Source organism: Methylomusa anaerophila (genome assembly GCF_003966895.1).
Lineage (GTDB): Bacteria > Bacillota > Negativicutes > Sporomusales > Sporomusaceae > Methylomusa > Methylomusa anaerophila.
Genome location: NZ_AP018449.1, coordinates 127,278 through 146,036 on the forward strand (window position 1 = coordinate 127,278; position 18,759 = coordinate 146,036).

15 protein-coding genes are annotated in these 18,759 nt (G+C 48.2%); 4 read left to right on the forward strand and 11 right to left on the reverse strand.

Annotation, left to right across the window (positions count from 1 at the left end):
• Positions 1 to 54: 54 nt before the first annotated feature.
• A complete protein-coding gene (gene epsC / locus MAMMFC1_RS00425; protein ID WP_126305593.1) occupies positions 55 to 693 on the reverse strand; it encodes a serine O-acetyltransferase EpsC in 639 nt (212 codons plus the stop codon).
• Between the two features lie 699 nt (positions 694 to 1,392).
• Here epsC and MAMMFC1_RS00430 point away from each other — a divergent pair.
• Complete coding sequence (locus MAMMFC1_RS00430; RefSeq protein ID WP_126305594.1) at positions 1,393 to 2,436, forward strand: helix-turn-helix transcriptional regulator; 1,044 nt, start codon at positions 1,393 to 1,395, stop codon at positions 2,434 to 2,436.
• A 264-nt stretch (positions 2,437 to 2,700) separates the two neighbouring features.
• On the opposite strand, the gene MAMMFC1_RS00435 is transcribed toward MAMMFC1_RS00430, so the two are convergent.
• The 9 genes from MAMMFC1_RS00435 to MAMMFC1_RS00475 form a co-directional block, all read right to left on the reverse strand.
• The gene (locus MAMMFC1_RS00435) at positions 2,701 to 3,462 is read right to left on the reverse strand and encodes an ABC transporter ATP-binding protein (RefSeq protein ID WP_126305595.1); all 762 of its coding nucleotides are present in this window, start codon (positions 3,460 to 3,462) and stop codon (positions 2,701 to 2,703) included.
• Between the two features lie 9 nt (positions 3,463 to 3,471).
• Positions 3,472 to 4,407, reverse strand: a complete 936-nt coding sequence (locus MAMMFC1_RS00440) for an ABC transporter ATP-binding protein (RefSeq protein ID WP_126305596.1) — start codon at positions 4,405 to 4,407, stop codon at positions 3,472 to 3,474.
• Positions 4,397 to 5,938, reverse strand: coding sequence for an ABC transporter substrate-binding protein (locus tag MAMMFC1_RS00445; protein WP_126305597.1), 1,542 nt, complete (start codon positions 5,936 to 5,938; stop codon positions 4,397 to 4,399). Before MAMMFC1_RS00445 ends, MAMMFC1_RS00440 begins: the two co-directional genes overlap by 11 nt.
• Positions 5,939 to 5,974: 36 nt before the next feature.
• A complete protein-coding gene (gene nikC, locus MAMMFC1_RS00450; RefSeq protein WP_126305598.1) occupies positions 5,975 to 6,823 on the reverse strand; it encodes a nickel transporter permease in 849 nt (282 codons plus the stop codon).
• Entirely contained in the window at positions 6,820 to 7,764 is a 945-nt protein-coding gene (gene nikB / locus MAMMFC1_RS00455) for a nickel ABC transporter permease (RefSeq protein WP_126305599.1), read from the reverse strand. Before nikB ends, nikC begins: the two co-directional genes overlap by 4 nt.
• Positions 7,765 to 7,816: 52 nt before the next feature.
• Complete coding sequence (locus tag MAMMFC1_RS00460; protein WP_126305600.1) at positions 7,817 to 8,584, reverse strand: ABC transporter ATP-binding protein; 768 nt, start codon at positions 8,582 to 8,584, stop codon at positions 7,817 to 7,819.
• A complete protein-coding gene (locus MAMMFC1_RS00465) occupies positions 8,584 to 9,603 on the reverse strand; it encodes a FecCD family ABC transporter permease (protein ID WP_126305601.1) in 1,020 nt (339 codons plus the stop codon). The genes MAMMFC1_RS00460 and MAMMFC1_RS00465 overlap by 1 nt, the downstream gene beginning before the upstream one ends.
• Positions 9,590 to 10,645 (reverse strand): ABC transporter substrate-binding protein, encoded by a 1,056-nt coding sequence (locus MAMMFC1_RS00470; RefSeq protein ID WP_126305602.1) that lies wholly within the window; start codon positions 10,643 to 10,645, stop codon positions 9,590 to 9,592. Before MAMMFC1_RS00470 ends, MAMMFC1_RS00465 begins: the two co-directional genes overlap by 14 nt.
• Positions 10,646 to 10,750: 105 nt before the next feature.
• Positions 10,751 to 12,772 carry a TonB-dependent receptor plug domain-containing protein gene (locus MAMMFC1_RS00475; protein WP_126305603.1) on the reverse strand — a complete coding sequence of 674 codons (2,022 nt, stop codon included), beginning with the start codon at positions 12,770 to 12,772 and terminating at the stop codon, positions 10,751 to 10,753.
• Between the two features lie 743 nt (positions 12,773 to 13,515).
• Here MAMMFC1_RS00475 and MAMMFC1_RS00480 point away from each other — a divergent pair.
• The 3 genes from MAMMFC1_RS00480 (at position 13,516) to MAMMFC1_RS00490 (ending at position 16,285) form a co-directional block, all read left to right on the forward strand.
• A complete protein-coding gene (locus MAMMFC1_RS00480; RefSeq protein ID WP_126305604.1) occupies positions 13,516 to 14,565 on the forward strand; it encodes an energy-coupling factor ABC transporter permease in 1,050 nt (349 codons plus the stop codon).
• 143 nt (positions 14,566 to 14,708) lie between these two features.
• The gene (gene cbiQ / locus MAMMFC1_RS00485; protein ID WP_126305605.1) at positions 14,709 to 15,521 is read left to right on the forward strand and encodes a cobalt ECF transporter T component CbiQ; all 813 of its coding nucleotides are present in this window, start codon (positions 14,709 to 14,711) and stop codon (positions 15,519 to 15,521) included.
• Positions 15,518 to 16,285: an energy-coupling factor ABC transporter ATP-binding protein gene (locus MAMMFC1_RS00490; RefSeq protein WP_126305606.1), complete on the forward strand. Its 768-nt coding sequence runs from the start codon at positions 15,518 to 15,520 to the stop codon at positions 16,283 to 16,285. Before cbiQ ends, MAMMFC1_RS00490 begins: the two co-directional genes overlap by 4 nt.
• Before the next feature lie 61 nt (positions 16,286 to 16,346).
• Here the strand turns inward: MAMMFC1_RS00490 and feoB are convergent, their stop codons facing one another.
• Positions 16,347 to 18,722, reverse strand: a complete 2,376-nt coding sequence (feoB, locus tag MAMMFC1_RS00495) for a ferrous iron transport protein B (protein WP_126305607.1) — start codon at positions 18,720 to 18,722, stop codon at positions 16,347 to 16,349.
• Positions 18,723 to 18,759 lie beyond the last annotated feature (37 nt).

Genomic DNA, 18,759 nt, shown 5'->3' on the forward strand with positions numbered 1-18,759 from the left:
CATCGGCTTATCCAAATTACCCAATCTAAATAAATTCCCTTTTAGTCATGCGGCTCAGCACGTACCGTCATAATTACAAGTACTCTCAACTTCACCCGGCATACTGAACTCCGCCTTTTTTTCCCGTTCCTGATCCAATTGCCTGTAAGGAGATACCGGCAAAGGCAAATTCACCTGCCGGCCGGCAAGTTTAACAATTCTCGGCGGTGAACCGACCACAGTGCAGTTTTCCGGTACATCCCGGTTCACAATCACGGTTTGCGCACCGATTTTGCTGTTGCTGCCAATTGTCACCGGGCCAATAATAGTGGCACCATGCCCGATAAACACATCGTCACCAATGGTCGGATGCCGTTTTCTTTTTTCTTTCCCTGTGCCGCCCAGGGTAACGGCATGAAACATAACGCAGTTCCGGCCAATCTCTGTGGTTTCCCCGATTACCACGCCACAACCATGATCGCAAAAAAAACCTGGTCCGATTTTGGCTCCCGGATGAATTTCAATGCCTGTAAAAAAGCGCATCAGTTGAGAAAACAAACGTGGCAGAAATGGCACTCCCAGACAATAAAAAGGATGGATTACATATCGGTGGACTGTGATAACATGCAGGGAAGGATAAAGAAGAACTTCTATGTTCTTGCAAGCAGGATCATGTCTGTAAATAGCCCGTATATCTTCGAGCATTGCTCTCATAGGTGTAACAACCCCCTTTTAAATAAATACGAATGTGTCCGGCAAAAAGTGAGACTGAATTTCTTCCTTATATATATCTCCTCCTCTTAATGTCCCCACTCCAAATCAACAAAAAAATCACCAGTTTCCGTTTGTCATTTCAACAACAACTGAAAACTAGTGACTCCCAAGTCACATATGCCTCACTTAATTTCCTTGTGACGGTCAACTTACTAAATTGATCTTCAGATCAACTGATTTCAATGCCATCTAAAAATCTGTTATTACCTTCTTTGATTATAGTAGTACCAAAAGCAGTATGCAATTCATAGATTGCCGATACTACCTGATGATTAAAAAGGACTACTTTTTCGCAAAAAAATAAGATAAAATTTATAATCGGCAAGTCTGATACTTCGCTTTTTAAATTAATATGTTGGACAAAATGTTGTAATAAAGTTATAATAAAGTTATAATAATCGCATAGCGAACAATGGATCATGAAGATTCATGAAAGTATATTTTTATTCGTCTGAATTTCATTACACGCCAAATTCAGGTATGAAACCTTGGGGGAAGCCGCTCCCCATGTTTCATGCCTTTTTGTTTTTCGCTGAAGCTATCGTTATCCCGGCAGATTCAACTAATTGCAAAATTAAACGCCTGGCCTTTTGAAAACTGGGAAAACCATTACTTATATTTAAAGAAATAGGTGATAGTGTGAAAAATATATTGACTATTTCCTGTCCGGAAGATTATTACGCTAAGATGAAAGAAATTGGTTTTATAATACAAAATTTTGATGATCTTTTTGAGTTTGAAGTTCTAAAAGACCATGGCGACGGCCGCATCACCCGCTACTCTTATAAAAACGGACTTGAGATCTGCTGGGCCACTTTGCGCCTAAAAAAAGAATTTGCCTATGATGTCAAACTAGATAACAAATTTTTTGAAATCTTGTACGTAATTTCCGGCCGTATAACCATTTGTGACACTGTCACCGGTGAGCAATACCAGGTTAAGGCCGGCGAATATTATGTCAACGTGAAAGAACAGTACCAAGGGCGCATCATCTATCCCCAACATGAACACATCACTTACATCTCACTTGATCTTTCTGAAGCATTTTTGCGTTTTCATGAGGCAAACACCCATTCTTTTCTTGCTGAAGTAAATAACTTACGCACCTTTCATCGTTTTCATGTCCATCCAGTTGCAACAAATGTAGACATCCAAGTAATCCTGAAAAAAATCATCAACTGTTTTTGTGACAATGTAATTGCGCGTAGATTATTTTTTCAGGCGGTGGCGCTGGAACTTCTCTCCGAGTGGATGACTAATATCAGTTTCATTCAATCGGCCCAGAAGTTATCGATTAAATTAACCAGCGACGACATTGGTCTATTATACCGTGTCAGGCAGGAGCTTGCTGAAAAAATCTCTCAGCCGCCGTCAATTGAAATGCTCGCTAAAAATTACTGCCTAAATACATATAAGCTAAAACAAGGATTTAAAGCCCTGTTTGCTAATACGCCGTATGGATATGTGCGGGATATAAGACTGGAAAAAGCAAAAATATTGCTCAAACATAGTGATTGCTGCATAGGCGATGTTGCAGCCCAGATTGGGTACAATAACAGCAGTTTCGTAACTGTTTTCAAAAAAAAATATGGAATCACGCCAAAACAATACCGCCAACAGTCGGGAACAAATTTATTGGTTGCACTGCCAACTCATACGGATAATGCCCTAGAGCGTGATTGACTGTTATTTGCACCTGCATCAGCCTGTTTTTTCAGTTTGCTTAACTTGTTGCCAGCGAAAAAGAGATATTCGCGCCAATAAGGCCTCGAATATCTCTTTTATCTGTCTATCTCATTCTCGGAAGCTGTATATGTCGCATTAAGGAATTGACACCCGGGTATTAGGATAAGCTGAGGTCAAGCGCCAGCGTCGAAGCGTTCCTAATATCCGGATATAATTTCAATTCTTTAATGCGTTCTATAATAGAATAGAAATTCCTCTATTCTATAATCTTGCGGCATCCGCAAGACTTTTGGCCACAGGATGCTTGACCTGATTTAGCTGCCTTGTTGCCACATTCTCAATAATCTGCCCGGCATGGAGGAAAACGATGCGGTCGGCAACTTGTTTGATGGCGCCTAAGTCATGGGATATCATCAAAAAGGATATTCCTTGCTCTTGGTGCAGTTTTCGCAACAGTTGCAAAATTTGATACTGGATAACCATATCCAGACTGGATGTTGGTTCATCAAGAATAATAAAGTTAGGCTGCAGAATTATAGCCCTGGCCAAACACACCCGCTGGGCCTGACCGCCACTAAGAGTTGCTGGTCTGACGCGGAGGAGGCTGGCCGGCAACGAAACGGCGGCCATGGCCTCCCGGATTCGTTCCCGGCGCTTTTCCGGCGATAATTCCGTCAGATAGCGGAGCGGTTCTTCTAATACTTGCTCCACTTGCCAACGGGGATTTAATGCTTCCGAGGAGTGCTGAAACATCATTTGGATATTGCGATAAAACTCCCGCCTATCCTGATAGTCGGCGTAGCTTTTTCCTGCCAAACACAATTTGCCGCTTTCCGCCGGTTCCAGCCGGAGGGCAATACGGGCTAAGGTGGTTTTGCCGCTGCCGCTTTCCCCGGCCAAGCCGACAAACTCTTTGTCACCGACATGAAATGATACCCCGGATAAAACCGTATGACACTTGCTGGTAAACGCCCCCGTCCTGGAACAATACGATTTATTTAGATTTTCCCCTCGCCAAACCATAAATTCACCTCATTTTAGGATACAAGCCCAGCCTACTTGTTCGTCTCCCTGCCATGCTGGTTTTTCATGCCGGCAACTTGGCTGCGCATACATACACCGCGGTTGAAATTCGCAGCCGGAATGGTCTTGAAGCCGCTCTATATCAAAAAATTTCCTATCCCTGTCAAGTCCCAGCAACAACCGGGTATAGGGATGCTTAGGCTGAGAGTAAATTATATGAGCTGCTCCGGTTTCTACCAGGCTGCCTCTGTACATGACGACCAGCCGGTCTGCATACCGCCCAACCAACGGCAAATCATGGGCAATCAAAAGAACGGCCATGGCCCTGTCCTTCTGTTGGCGGGTGATTTCATCCAGCAGCTCACCGCGCATTCTGGCATCTACCGCTGTTGTCGGCTCATCGGCCAACAGCAAGAATGGGCTCAGGGCAACAGCCATAGCCAATAAAACCCGCTGGCACATGCCGCCGCTTAGCTCATGGGAATAAGCATGTAAAACCCGGTCAATATCTCCCATCTTCACCTGCCGGAGAATATCGTAACTCATGTCATATGCCTGACGCGAATCAACACCCAGGCGCAACCGGAAGATTTCTCCCAATTGGGACGCGATGGACCGGACAGGATTTAACGCTGCCACAGGCTGCTGGGGCACAAAGCCGATATGCGCACCGCGCACCTTCGTCATAGCGGCGTCGTCCAGGTGTTCAAGCCGCCGGTCCTGAAACCTGATACTACCGCCAGTCTGTTTACCATTGGCCGGCAGCAGCCGCAAAATCGCCCGTGCAAGACTGCTCTTGCCGCTGCCGCTCTCGCCGATAACACCTACAAATTCTCCGGGACTAACGGTAAGATTTAGCCGGTTTACGGCAATTACCTGCCTGGCTGCCGTCCGATAGCAAACAGACAGATCATTGACGTTAAGTAATGTACTGCTACTGTACATAGGTTTTCTCTAAAGCCCGGTATAGTTGCCATGTGCCGACTGAAACTTCAAAACCCATGACATTTTTCTTCATCGCCGCCATATTATTGCGATGGAATAATACGATCACCGGGACCTGTTCGCAAATCAGTTCCTGTATTTTATGGTGAAGGTTCAAACGTTCCCTGCTGTCGGCGGTGAGAAACAACCGGTCAATTGTTTTGGTTATTTCCGGTGCCGTTAACACGCTATAGGCAGCCTGGGGGTGATAATAACCCTGCAGATAATGGGACGATGGCTCGTCATGGGGAATATAGGACTGACTAACCATGATCAAATCATAGTTTTTATTTTTCAGTGCATCCATTAAGGCTGCCTCTTCCAGCGGCACAAGCACGGCAGCAATACCTGCATCCTTGAGGCCGCTCTGCACCGCACCGGCCAAAAGACTGTCTTCAGCATTCTTTGCCCCGAATACAATTCGCAGCCGCAGAGGGTTGCCGTCTTTCACCTGCAATCCGTTGGGGCCGGCATGCCAGCCTGCTTCTTTCAGATATTCTTTGGCTTTATTTAAGTCATAAGGCAACACGGCATCCTGGGGCATGACATACTGTCCGTAGACAGGAGAAAAGAAAGTTCGCCCGGGTTCTGCGTTATCGCCTAGCAGTCCCGGTATCATTTCTTTTATATTCAAACTGTGGGCCACAGCCTTTCTTACCGGTAAATCAGTCAGCGCCGGCGAATTTATGTTTAAGAACATAATCTCGGACGTTTGCCCCAGGCGTTTTTTAATGCTAAACTTGTTATTTTGGGCTATCCGGGTTGCTGCAGTCAGCGACTGCCGCAGACTGATAAAATCCACCGTGCCGGCTTCCAGGGCCATCGCTCTGGCGTCCGGGTCGCGAATTACTTTAAATACCAGTTTTTCTGTTTTAGGTATTCCGCCCCAGTATTTGGTATTCCGTTGCATAACAAAATCCTGGTCTTTGTTCCATGATTCCAATACATACGGGCCTGTCCCAATCGCCTTAACAACTTTTCCGGTTGCATCCAAGGCAGCGGGGCTAATAATTGAGAGAGAAGGAACGGCTAAGTCGGACGCGAAGGTAAAGCATGGATTTTTCATCAGAAAAACGACTGTTGAATCGTCCGGCGCCTTTACTTCGGCAACATTATACAGCCATGATTTTGCTGACCCATTTCGCAACATGTCCATGTTTTGTTTTACGATTTGCGCGTTAAGGGGTGTGCCGTCATGAAAAACAACGCCTTGACGTAGGTAAAATGTCCAGGTCTTGCCATCCGGGGCCATTTCCCATTTCTCGGCCAAAGCCGGCGTCAGTTTGAAATCAGCGTCCAGTTCAACTAAGGAATTATAAATTAATGTCCGGATAAAAGGCGACATGTCTGTTCCAGGATCATAGCCGCCCAAATCGGTGTTTTCGCCTATTACAATCTGCTGAACCGTCCGCGGTTCGCTACTGCTGCAGCCTGTAAGAATCATGCTCCCGAATAGAACCACACTCAGAAAACAACATATTGTTTTTTTCATCGCTGTTGTTAACCCCTTTCTCTCATAAACCGGACCTTAACCATTTTTCTCAGTTTGCTGGCCCAGCATTTCGCCGAAAACCTGCAGGCTCAGTACGATCCCCATAATTGCCAATCCAGGCCATAACATTAAATGCGGGGCAGTCTGCATATAGGCTTTGCCGTCGCTGAGCATTGCCCCCCATTCCGGCACAGGCGGCTGAGCACCTAAACCCAGAAAAGACAGTCCGGCGATACTTAAGATAATTCGTCCGTAGTCCAGCGCTGCCAGGACAGCCAAAGTCGGAACAATTGCCGGCAGAATATGGCGCCTCAGAATAGCCGCCGGTCCTGCTCCTGCCGTATATGCAGCTGCTATATAGGTACGTTCCCGCAGGCTAAAAGTCATATTTCGTGTAATCCGGGCGTAGCCTACCCAATGCACCAATGTTAAAGCAAATACGGTATTGCCTAGCCCGGGACCGAGCAAACCGGTTATCGCCAGCGCCAGTATTAACCCTGGAAAAGCCAAGACCCCATCCATTAACCGTTGAAGGATACTATCATACCAGCCGCCGGAAAAGCCGGCCAATAACCCAACAAATGTGCCGGCGGCAACGGTACCGGCTAAAACTACTCCGGCTGCCGCCAATGTATTTCCCGCACCAAACAACAGCCGCGACAGCAGGCAGCGTCCTAACTGGTCAGTCCCTAACGGGTATGAGGGGGAAGGTGGTTGCAATCTTTGCGCGATATCAACATAAAGCGGATCATGGGGCGCAAAAAAAGCGGCAAACAGAGCGACCGTCAGATACATTGCCAACACCGACAGGCTAATTGCCGGCAAGAGCTTTGGCCGCCTGACCTTTTTCCAAGCTGTCAAGATACCGTTGGTTAGGGAACTCATTTCCGGAGATCACCTCCCAGACGCATCCGGGGATCAAACCAGACGCAAAGCAAATCGATGCCTACATTTACCAGGGTGTATACCATCGCCATCACTAGGATATATCCCTGGATTACGGGATAGTCCCGGTTGAAGATGGCATCCATTACCATCTTGCCCAACCCGGGCCAGGCGAAAATACTTTCGATTATGACAGTGCCGCCCAGCATGTAACCAAACGTAGTTCCCAACGAAGTTACCACCGGCGCCAAACTGGGCAAAACCCCGTGATGCAGCAGCGCCTGCCATACGGTCAAGCCTTTGGCTCTGGCATATAACATGAATTCCTGGGACAATACTTCCAGTAGACTGTTGCGGAGCAAACGGGCATGAACAGCTGCCGGAGAAAATCCCAGCGTAACCGCCGGCAGGATAAGATTCAAGAAACCGCCTCGCCCGACGGCAGGCAGCAACTGAAGTTTCACTGCAAAAAAATAAATGAAAAGCAACCCCAGCCAATAGGAGGGCATGGATACGGCCAGCAGCGCGTAAATCCTGCTGATGAAATCCGGTATTTTATTTTCATATTTAGCCGATAGAAGACCCAAGCCAAAAGCAACTATAAGCGAAAAAAACATAGCCGCAGCCGTTAGCTCCAGGGTTGCCGGAATATGCTGCAGAATCTCCGTCGCCACTGGCTGGCGGGTATAGAATGAAACCCCCAAGTCACCCTGGCATATCTGCCACAACCACAGAACGTATCTTTCCCCGAAGGGTCTGTCGAGATGGAGTTCATCCCGGATGACTGCCACCTCTTCCGGTGTCGGATCAAGTCCCCGTTGCTGCAGCAGCAGTACCGCCGGGTCGCCGGGAGTTAGCTGGATAATGGCAAAACAAGCAAAGGTAACAATAATAGCCGTTGGTGCAAGTCCGGCCAGACGAACAAAGACATACCAGCTCATGCCGGCCACACAGGCTGCAAAAAATTACTGATCATGTCATACCCTTCCTTTTTTATACATTAGGCGCCACAAACCGTACCCCCTGATATTCGATCACATTAACCGCCATCTCATATAGCTCAGCCAGGTTTACCTCATTGATTACCTGATCGGCCGGGCCAAAAGCTTTGATTTCCCCTTTTTTAACCAGTGCAGCTTTGTCGGAGAACATGAGAGTATGGTTAGGATCATGGAGACTCATAATAACGGCTAATTGTTTATCTTTGGCCAGCCGCCGGACTGTCTGCAGTGTTTTGATAATATTTTTGAAATCCAGGGGCGCGGTAGGTTCGTCCAGCACCAGCAATCTCGGCTGCTGCACCAGAGCCCGGGCTAGAAGTACAAGTTGCCTCTCGCCGCCGGAAAGTTCCGTATAAAGACGATCGGCAAATTGGACAATAGCAAGCTCGGTAAGCACTTCCTCCACAATTGTATTGTCACTTTTGTCAGGCCCGGAAAGGAAGCCGTCCACATACGGCGCCCGCCCCATAAGGGCAACGTCACGAACTTTATAAGGAAAGAAAGGGGTATGATTTTGAAATAAGACAGCTGCCAATCGGGCTATTTGGCGCGGCTTCAGCGAAGCCATATCCTGCCCGTTAATGATAATTTTCCCGCCACTGGGCCGTACTGTCCCGGTCAGGCACTTCAAAAGAGTAGTCTTGCCTGATCCGTTTGGGCCAAGCAAAGTAACCACCTCACCGGCTGCTATGTCCAAAGATACATTATGAAGCACCTGCTGCCGTCCATAGCTAAAACAGACGTTTTCCGCCCGAATCATCACGTCCAGCCTCCTTTGGCCCGGTTTTTCATAAGATAGGCAAAAAAGGGCGCGCCCAGCACCGTCGTGACAATTCCCACCGGCAGCTCAAATGTAAACAATCCCCTGGCCAAATCGTCGGCAAGCAGCATAAATGCGGCGCCGCCTATGGCGGTCAGCGGCAGCAGTTTACGGTGATCGGCGCCGGCAGCCATACGGATAATATGCGGCGCCATCAGTCCCACCCAGCCGATGGCGCCGCTAACCGACACCGCGGCCGAAACTCCCAGCGAGACCAAGATAATAAAAACGGCTTTGTTTTTCTCCACATCCAGGCCCAAACTTTTGGCTTCCGCATCGCCCATTGACAGGATATTGAGCCGCCATCCCAACAGGCTTAAGATTAGCAGAGTAAACATGATCAGCGGGCCTACGACGGCTACGGCTTGCCAGTTCGCCATATTAAGCCCCCCCATCAGCCAAAAGACGATACCCTGGAGCTTGAGCGGATCTACCATGTATTGAATTATGGCAATGAGAGCGGAAAACAGGGCGGAAACGATAACGCCGGCCAAGATGAGCGCTACCGCCGGAACTTCGCCGCTCTGTCTGGCTAAACCATAGGCCGCGCCCACAGCCAATAGGCCGAAAATGAAGGCACTGGCGGTAACGTTAAATTCACCGGGAAAAAAAGCCAAAGCCAAGGCGGCGCCGAAACTCGCCCCGGTTGACAATCCCAAGGTGTATGAATCGGCCAGCGGGTTTCTAAACAGCCCCTGAAATACCGTACCGGCAGCGGATAGGCTGGCCCCTACCAGCATTCCCAGCAGCAGACGGGGCAGGCGGATGTTGATCAGGATGCTGTCGTAAGTTTCCGGCCAGGGTCCGGGAAAAGCGCCTGGCATAACTTTATGAATCAGGAACTGAACTAAGGACAATGGTTCAATGCCGTAAGAACCTATGAACAAAGACAAACAAAATGCCGCTGCCAGAAAAAACAGGAATAAAACCAAAACTCCGGTTGCGTTAAATACTGACATTTGCTAATTTCTCCCCCGCCGGACCATAAAGTATTTGAAACAGGCGCATTTTTTCCAGTTGCAGGTCTACCGGCCATAATTCAGGATGGAGGTAACCAGCGGCAGCTTTCACGCCATAAATATATTTTAATGTCCATAAATCGCAGGAAAACGCATCCGGCAGCTGATAAACCCGTTTGGATTTTACTGCCGCGATATTTTGCCATTGGCTATCCTGCAAAAATTTGTCCGGGCTGACTGTTGGCCCGTACCAGCTGATGATAACCGCCGGGTTCCACTTGATTACCTGTTCTACGTTAAGTTTAAGATGCTCCTGCTTATTATCGGCAGTCACGCTCTTTCCGCCTGCCAGCATAATCAGCTGAGTTCCGGTGCTTGCCCCGCCGGCGGCGTCCAGTTTTGATTCCGCCCAGGAAAAATAACAGGTTGGTTGCTGCTCAGCCGGCAAATTGCCGACTTTCCGCCGGATGTTGGCCAGTTCCTCTCTGCCGGCGGCAATCAGTTCTGCGGCGCGCGTCTCCTTGCCGGTCAACTTTCCTAAAAGTTCCATCTCCTTGAATATGTCTCCGAAGCTGTTGAGCTGAACGGCAAATACGTTGATCCCCCGGTCTTTCAGGTTTTTTATAATGGCCGGATATCCCGCCCACACAATGACCAAATCAGGTTTTAGTGCCGTGATCTTTTCCAGACTGGCCATTTCCCCTTCGCCGACGTCCGGCAGGGATTTTGCGGCAAACCGGGGGTCAATAGCCTGATAGTAGGGATATATATGGGGCTGATATAGGTAGTTGTTCACAGCAATTACTTTATCTTGCGCTCCCAGCATATAGAGTCCGGCCAAGCCGCTCTCCAACAGACAGGCGATTTTTTCCGCCGGCTTGTCCAGCGACACCGTCTGGCCGGAAAAATCCGTTACCGTGATAGCCCCCGCCGCAGGAACGGAAGGGCCGGCAGGAGCCGGTTTAATGAAAGGATATAGATATAAGCCAATGAAGAATACCGCCAGACATATTGCCAAAAAATTAACCAGGCGGGTGTACAAAGCCAATCCCTCCCTTAAGAAATCCACATGCTAATATATCAGCGCACAGGAAATGAAACTGCGGCGAACATGTACTACAGAGGCGCAAAGGGGATGGGGATGCAACTAAAATTCAAGTATCAGCCTGGCTTGGGCGCTGAAGCCCGGGTCCTGGAACTGCCACGGCATCTTGAATTTTTTGCCGAGGATATTATAGAGGTCGATTTCGCCTTTTACCGTATGTTTGTCCTGCTTGCTAAGCACTTGCGTATACCTGGCGTTTAAAAGGTGGTAGCTGTCAAATTTGGTACTGCCGTCAAAAATTCCGCCGTTGTAATGGTCATAAACGGCCAGGCTGTATCTGTCGGCTTGTTCCCAGGCCAAGCCGATATTGGCCATATTTCTGGGAACAAAAGGAACGAAGTATCCGTCATCCGTCTGGCCGGGATTGGAGATTTTGGCATGAGTGTAAGTATAATTGGCGAACCAGGAAAATTTGCCGGCTAGTTTTTGCCGGTATTCAATTTCGGCGCCTTTGGCTGTGGTTTTACCCACATTAAAGGCTTTTGTTTGGGAAGGATCCGAAGATACGGATTTTTCTACAATGGTGTCGAAAACCTGGTTATAGAAAAGGCGTATTCCTAACTGGCTTTTTTCATTGATACGACAGTCCATGCCCAAATCGGCGGCAATACCGCTTTCCGGCTTAAGATTCGGGTTGGGCAGTTGTCCGTTGCGCCCGGCTACGCCAAAATCGCTGACAAGCAGTGTCCCGCCAACCTGTTTAGCCGCCGGAGCGACGAAGCTGTTGCCCACGTTGGCGTACCAGGAAATTTTTTCACTTTGCTTATAACGCATGCCGGTGCTCCAAAGGAATTTTTGCCAGGTTTTGCCGGTTTCACCCGGCACCACGCCGGAAATCAAATCGTATTTGTTTTCAGTGGTGTTGTATCTGCCGCCAATGCGGAAAGTAACCGGCCCGTTGACTGTTTCCTGTTCGGCAAAAACTCCATAGTTGGTGGAGCTGGCTTGATTTTGCGTAACCCGGGAAGCGGTCTCGGCATACGTCCGGTATTTGGCGTGCTGGTAATCGGCGCCAAAGGTCAGAGTACTGTTTTTGCCGTTTTTCAGAGTAAAGGTAAGGTCCGCCGGCAGAATCTGCTGCTCCACGCCATCATGTTCCCTTAAGGCCGGCGAGCCGGGGTAGTTGTCCTCAGCCCAACGGCGATGGGAGTCCCGGTAGCCTATCTTAAACTCGGAACTAAGTTTATCGTTAAGCCTGGCTTTGTAATTAAAGTTAATCAGGTCGTAGTTATGGTCATAATCCCGGTTTATACGGCCGGCGTCCCCGGTATGGCCGGTATGATTCACAAACAGGGACACGTTGCGGTCAGGACTAATTTCCTGCATCAGCTTGAAATAGATTTTGGTCTTGTCATATTGGGGATTGTCCAGCATATTCAGCCAGGAAGGATTGGTCCCGTAATTGGTATAGTCCGAACTTTCATGGCTGGCCCCGACAAAGTAACTGAGCTTTCCGCCGCGGCCCTGGTTGTAGAAGCTGTAGTTTTTGGTATTGTAACTGCCAAAGCCTACACTCATCCGGGTGAACGGACTGTCAATTTTACTTTTTAGCCGGAAGTTGGTGGTGCCGGCAAGGGGAGTCTGGTTGCCGTTAAAATCCATGCTCAGGTAGTTGGAATACATTACGGAAGCCGATCCCCGCTGGGATTCGATTTGTTCCAGAGCGGCCGGATCAAGGGCCATCGAGTCGGCAAATGAGTCAAAAGGAATACCATCCAGCATATATGTATTGTATTTCGGTCCCAGACCGCCATAAGAACCCCAGTTGGCGTCATTGCGCGACAGAGCGCTAACCGATACGCCAGGCTGGTAAACCAGCAGTTCAGAAAGATTCCGGTTGCCGGAAATTTGCTTTTCCAGGTCTTTTTTGGTAATAACAGTTACCTTTTGCGTGACTTCATCCGCCGGCCGCTCGGTCTTCGTGGCGGTAACTATAACCGGCGGGAGCTCGGCGCTGGATTCAGGTTCCTGGTTTGACGCCTCTTCTGCAAAAACCGTAACAGCATAAAGGGCGGTAGACAGAGTCAATGCAAGCGCAATCCTTTTGGCCAATGGGCAGTACATAATCGGTTTTCCCTCCAAATAATTAATGTTATAAGACCGTATCCGCTGCCCCCAGGTAGTAGTCTATTGTCTATTGGCAGGAAAATATAAATAAAGCCATGAAGGCAGACTACACCCACAGGGAGTAATGAAACCTTCATGGCTTCCAACCGACTTAATGTTGTTATCAACAATTACCGCTCGCCGCATTCATGCAGCCTCTTCTATTGCATGATTATGTCATATTTTTCATATTGCTGTCAATATTCATATTGCTGTTAATAATCAATAATTAATTTACTTAATTTACTAATGAAAAACATAAATAAGGCTGCCGCTTATCTGCACAAAAGATTATACCGGCAGTGGCAAGATTATTGAAAAAAAATTCGACCATTAGCAGGATAACACACCATTGTGTCGAAATTAAACTACATATGGAAATGATTCACAAGCTACCAAACCATGAAGGTTTGGAGTGAAGTGATGTTTCAAGATGGATTTATGCATTAAGTTATTTTCCTCAAGAAGTGAATATCAAATGAAACCTAATGGCTACGAAGGTCATATCCCATCTATTCGGATGGGATTACTTGCGTAGCCTTTTTGGTTTTTGCTTTTCACTTGTTTGGAGGTACTGCTTGTCTTATGTTTGAAAGGAGGATAAATACGGCTAAGTTATTATTTTGCGATACTGTGGATGTATTTTTAATATCTATACTTAATAGTTTATAATTTTAATTATTTTAAGGAGTGGGTTTTTCATGCATATGGCAGATGCTCTAATTTCCCCTGCTGTCGGCGGCGCTATGTGGGCAGCGACTGCAGGCATGGCTGCATACGCAGCCAAAAAAGTTCAGACCGATATTGATGAAAAGAAAGTTCCCCTTATGGGAGTATTGGGCGCTTTTGTTTTTGCCGCTCAAATGATTAACTTTACCATCCCCGGAACCGGGTCCAGCGGCCATATAGGCGGCGGCGTCATCCTTGCCCTGCTGCTCGGGCCCCACGCCGCCTTCCTGACGATTGCGTCCATTTTGACCATTCAGGCTTTATTTTTTGCTGACGGCGGCCTGTTAGCCCTTGGCTGCAATATCTTTAATATGGGTTTTTTCCCTTGTTACCTTGCCTACCCGCTAATTTACAAGCCCCTGACCGGGAATAATCCTACCCAGGGACGCATCATGCTGGCTTCTGTCCTGACCGCCGTTGTCGGTCTGCAGCTGGGCGCTTTCGGCGTTGTTTTGGAAACGCTGTTCTCCGGCATTTCCGAGTTGCCGTTCACTACTTTTGTGCTTCTCATGCAGCCCATTCACCTGGCTATCGGCCTGGTGGAAGGCTTGATTACCGCGGCTGTAGTTGGCTTCATTTATAAGGAATCCCCTGATATTCTCAAAAAAGCCGCTGAAAGCGTGCGCCTGGAAAGTACTCCGACCAAGAGAGTATTCGTCGGCTTGCTAATCCTGGCAGTTGTAACAGCCGGCGCCTTCTCCTGGTTTGCTTCCAGCAATCCCGACGGCCTGGAATGGGCAATTTTTAATACAAGCGGCGAAGAAGAATTGGCGGCGCCGGCAGGAATTCACAAGGTGCTTGCCGAATTGCAGGAAAAAATAGCTTTCTTGCCTGATTACAATTTCAAACAGAGTGAACCTCCGTCTTCCCAGCCGGCTTCAGCCGAGGCAAAGAACGAAGCAGAGCCGGCCTGGCCGGCGGTTGACACCGGAACATCGGTAGCCGGCATCATCGGCGCGCTTCTGACACTGCTGCTGGCCTACTTCGTAGGCAAAGGACTGCAGTGTTTGGCAAAACGCTAAAACGCTAGTGATAAATTTGTAACGGGATAGGCATATAGCGTATCCCGTTATATTATTGCAACCACTCAGGTATTTAAGAATTCTGACTCCGAGTAACTATTCAAGTACCTGAATAGTTATATATTATCATAGTGAGGACCATTATGCTAAAAATTGAGTCCAACTGGCTGGATTTAAGACTCCTTGACGACCTTGCCGCCCAAGATACCGTCATCCACCGTTTAGACCCCGGAACAAAGCTGTTGACCACGCTTATCTTTATTATAATTGTCTCATCTTTTCCCAAGTATGAGATAACCGGCCTGGTTCCGCTTTTTTTCTATCCTTTTGCTTTGATTTCATTGGGCAATCTGCCGTCCGCCCACTTGCTGAAACGTTTGCTGCTGGTATCGCCTTTCGTTATTTTTGTGGGAATTCTAAATCCCATTTTCGATCAAACGCCGGTTGCCAAAATCGGCTCGGTGCTGATCTCCGGCGGCTGGATATCGTTTATAGCAATTACTGTCAAATTGTCTCTGACGGTAACGGCTGCTTTGATTTTAGTGGCGACAACAGGGATGAATGCCATCTGCTCGGCTCTCCTGCGGGTTGGGGTTCCGAAAGCAATTGTTGTTCAACTGCTGTTTATGTACCGCTATCTCCATGTTCTGATAGAAGAGTTCGCCCGTACAGTACAGGCCTATAGCCTGCGTTCTTTTCACGGCGGGGGCATTCATTTTAAGGCCTGGGGATCACTGTTAGGCCAGTTGCTTTTACGGACTATAGAACGGGCGCAGCGTATTTATCAGTCCATGCTGTGCCGGGGATTCGACGGCGACGTCCGCATCGTGCGCAGCAGCCAAATCCGGAGTTTCGACCTTCTTTATGTGCTGGGCTGGACTGGTTTTATTCTTTTGGCCCGCTTTTTTAATATCCCGCAATATTTGGGCAAACTACTGACGGGGGTTTTCTCATGAGCCATCACACCATTGATTTTATAGATGTACAATATTCCTACCCCGATGGGACCGAGGCGCTAAGAAATCTGGGCCTGCATATCGGTCACGGCGAATCGGTGGCTATCGTGGGCGCAAACGGGTCCGGCAAGACTACCCTGTTATCTCATTTGATCGGTATCTTATTTCCAACAACGGGTACCGTCAATATCGGCGGTTTTCCTGTTTCCAATAAGACATTGCCCCATATCCGGCAAACTGTCGGCATGGTTTTTCAAAACCCGGACGACCAGCTATTCATGCCGACGGTATTTGATGATGTGGCTTTCGGTCCGCTCAATTTGGGATTTGAGGCTGCCGAAGTGGAATCCCGGGTTATTGCCGCTCTGAAAACAGTCGGCGCTCTTGATCTTAAGGACCGTCCGCCGTACAGGCTTTCCGGCGGCCAAAAACGGGCTGTAGCCATTGCCACCGTATTGGCTATGGAGCCTTCGATCCTGGTCATGGATGAACCGACGGCCGCCCTTGACCCCCTGGCTCGCCGCCAACTGATCAATCTCCTAGAAACATTTTCCCACACCAAAATCATTGCCACCCACGACCTGGACATGGTGCTGGATCTCTGTGAAAGAACAATTGTTTTAAAGAACGGGTCGGTTCTCGCCGACGGCCCGACCGGCGAGATTTTCGGGGACGAAGCGCTGCTGGCAAAGGCGCATTTGGAAAAGCCCCTGTCCATGCAGGGCTGTCCTATTTGTTCGCCAAAGAAAAGCATTATACCGTAAGTAAAAAACGACTGTTCCAGGTTCACCCTGGAACAGTCGTTTTTTCTTTTACTCTTTTTCGTTAATAGCCAAGCAGCCTGCCGATTTGATATACGCCAAAGGTCATCAGCCAAGCCAGCGCCGTGGAATATACGGAGCTGAAAAGCGGCCATTTCCAGGAATTCGTTTCCCGTTTGATGATGGCTATTGTTGCCAGGCAGGGCGAGTAAATCAAAACAAATACCATTAACGCGTAAGCGCTTAACGGGGTAAAGGATCCATCGGCGGCCAAGGCCTGCTGCAGGTCCGTGGAGGTTTCATCCACTTCCCCGACATTATAAATTGTACCTAAAGTACTAACCAGAACTTCCTTGGCGGTAAAGGCAGCAATCAGGCCGATTCCGCTCCGCCAATCAAAGCCCAGCGGCTCGATAGCCGGTTCAATGAAGTGTCCCAACTGCCCGGCATAGCTTTGCGCCAGCTTTTCGCCGGCCTGTTCTTTCGCAAGGGTGTCGTTTTGCTCATCAAACTGGTTTTTCAATTCCACATAGCGGGAGGCAAAAACATACAATGCCGGATTTGCCCCTTCGATTTCCTTCATTTTAGCTTCTTTATCAGCTTCTAATGCATTCAGGTCTTCACTACCCGCAGCCAGGCCTTCCGACTGTTCCGCAAATTCTTTGTCCACATCGGTTAAATCAGTAATCATGGCTTTTAATTCGGTATTATCTTCCACGGCGGCTATATGCAAAGGCTGGCTTATTTCTTTTTCAACCTGTTGGCTATAAGCTGTTTGGGCCTGAGCCGATAAGGCCTCATAGTTTTGGGAATAGGAAACGTCACTGGGATAGTTGATAAGAAACCAGACTAAAATGGATACAGCCAGAATGATGGTGCCGGCTTTTCTCAGGTATATCATACTGCGCTCACACATGTGAATAACAATAGTCTGCAAAGTCGGCAACCGGTACTGAGGCAGTTCCATAACAAAGGGTTCTCTTTCCCCTGCAAGCAAAACGCTGCGGAAAATGCGGGCCATGACGATAGCCAGTACAATACCTATCAAATAAATGGAGAATAATACCGTTCCGGCGACAGCTTCATGAAAAAATGCGCCAATTAGTATGGTATATACCGGTAAGCGGGCGCTGCAACTCATTAATGGCGTAACCAGAATGGTTACCAGCCGGTCCTTGGGGTTTTCCAGCGTACGAGTCCCCATGATAGCCGGAAGACTGCAGCCAAAACCTAATAACAATGGAATGAAGGACTTGCCGTGTAAACCGACCGCGTGCATGATCCGATCCATAATGAAAGCGGCGCGCGCCATATAACCGGTATCTTCCAACAGGGAAATGCCAAAAAACAATATCAAAACTTGCGGTAAAAATACAATAACTCCACCAACACCGCCGATGATGCCATCCACAATCAATGATTTCAGATCTCCATCCGGCAAGTAGGAACTGGCGAAATTTCCCAGGATACCCATACCATTCTCAATCCATCCCTGCGGAAAGGCGCCCAGAGTAAACACCAAATTGAACATCAGCCACATCAAGCCAAGGAAAATGGGCAGGCCAAGCAGCCGGTGCGTAAGAACTTGGTCAATATTATCCGATACAGTCAATACGGATTCCCGTTTGGCAATAATGACTTCCCGGGAGAGACGGCCAACATACTCATAGCGATAATTGGCGATAGCTAATTCCGGTTCCATATTTAAGGCTTCTTGCAAAATTTGGCGGGCGTCGGTAGCAGCGGCAACAACGGCTGCACCTTCAGGCAGTCCGGCGATCAGCTTGATTATTTCCTGATCGTTTTCCAAAAGCTTTAAGGCAACCCAGCGCCCGGGAAACCGTAAATCGTACCGTACTTTAGTCAGCAATTCTTCCAGTGATGCAATTTTTTCTTCTAAATCGGCGCCATAGTCGATGCGCAAAGGCTCACGCACTTTATTACCGGATTCATTGACCACGGCCGTCAACAACTCATCCACGCCGGTACGGCGGTTACCGACAGTGCCGACTACCGGCACACCCAGTTTTTCGGCTAAAGCGTTAAGGTCAATTTTGGTCCCCATATTTTTGGCCACATCCACCATGTTAAGGGCCAAAACCATTGGTCTTTCCAATTCCAGCAACTGCACGGCCAGATACAGGTTGCGTTCCAGATTGCTGGCGTCCAGGATGTCAACAACCACATCCGGTTTATCCTGAATAATAAAGTTTCTGGCAATCAATTCGTCCAGGGCGTGAGCCGTCAGGCTATAAGTACCGGGTAAATCAACCAGCAATAAATCTTTATTTTGGTAACGGCGGAAACCCTCCCGTTTTTCTACCGTTACGCCGGGATAGTTGCCCACATGTTGCTTGGCGCCGGTAATGCTGTTGAAAAGCGTTGTTTTTCCCGAATTGGGATTACCGGTCAACGCTACAGCAATTTTGCCATTTCCCATAGCAGCAGTCCTCCTTGTTTTTCATATTTCTTAGTTT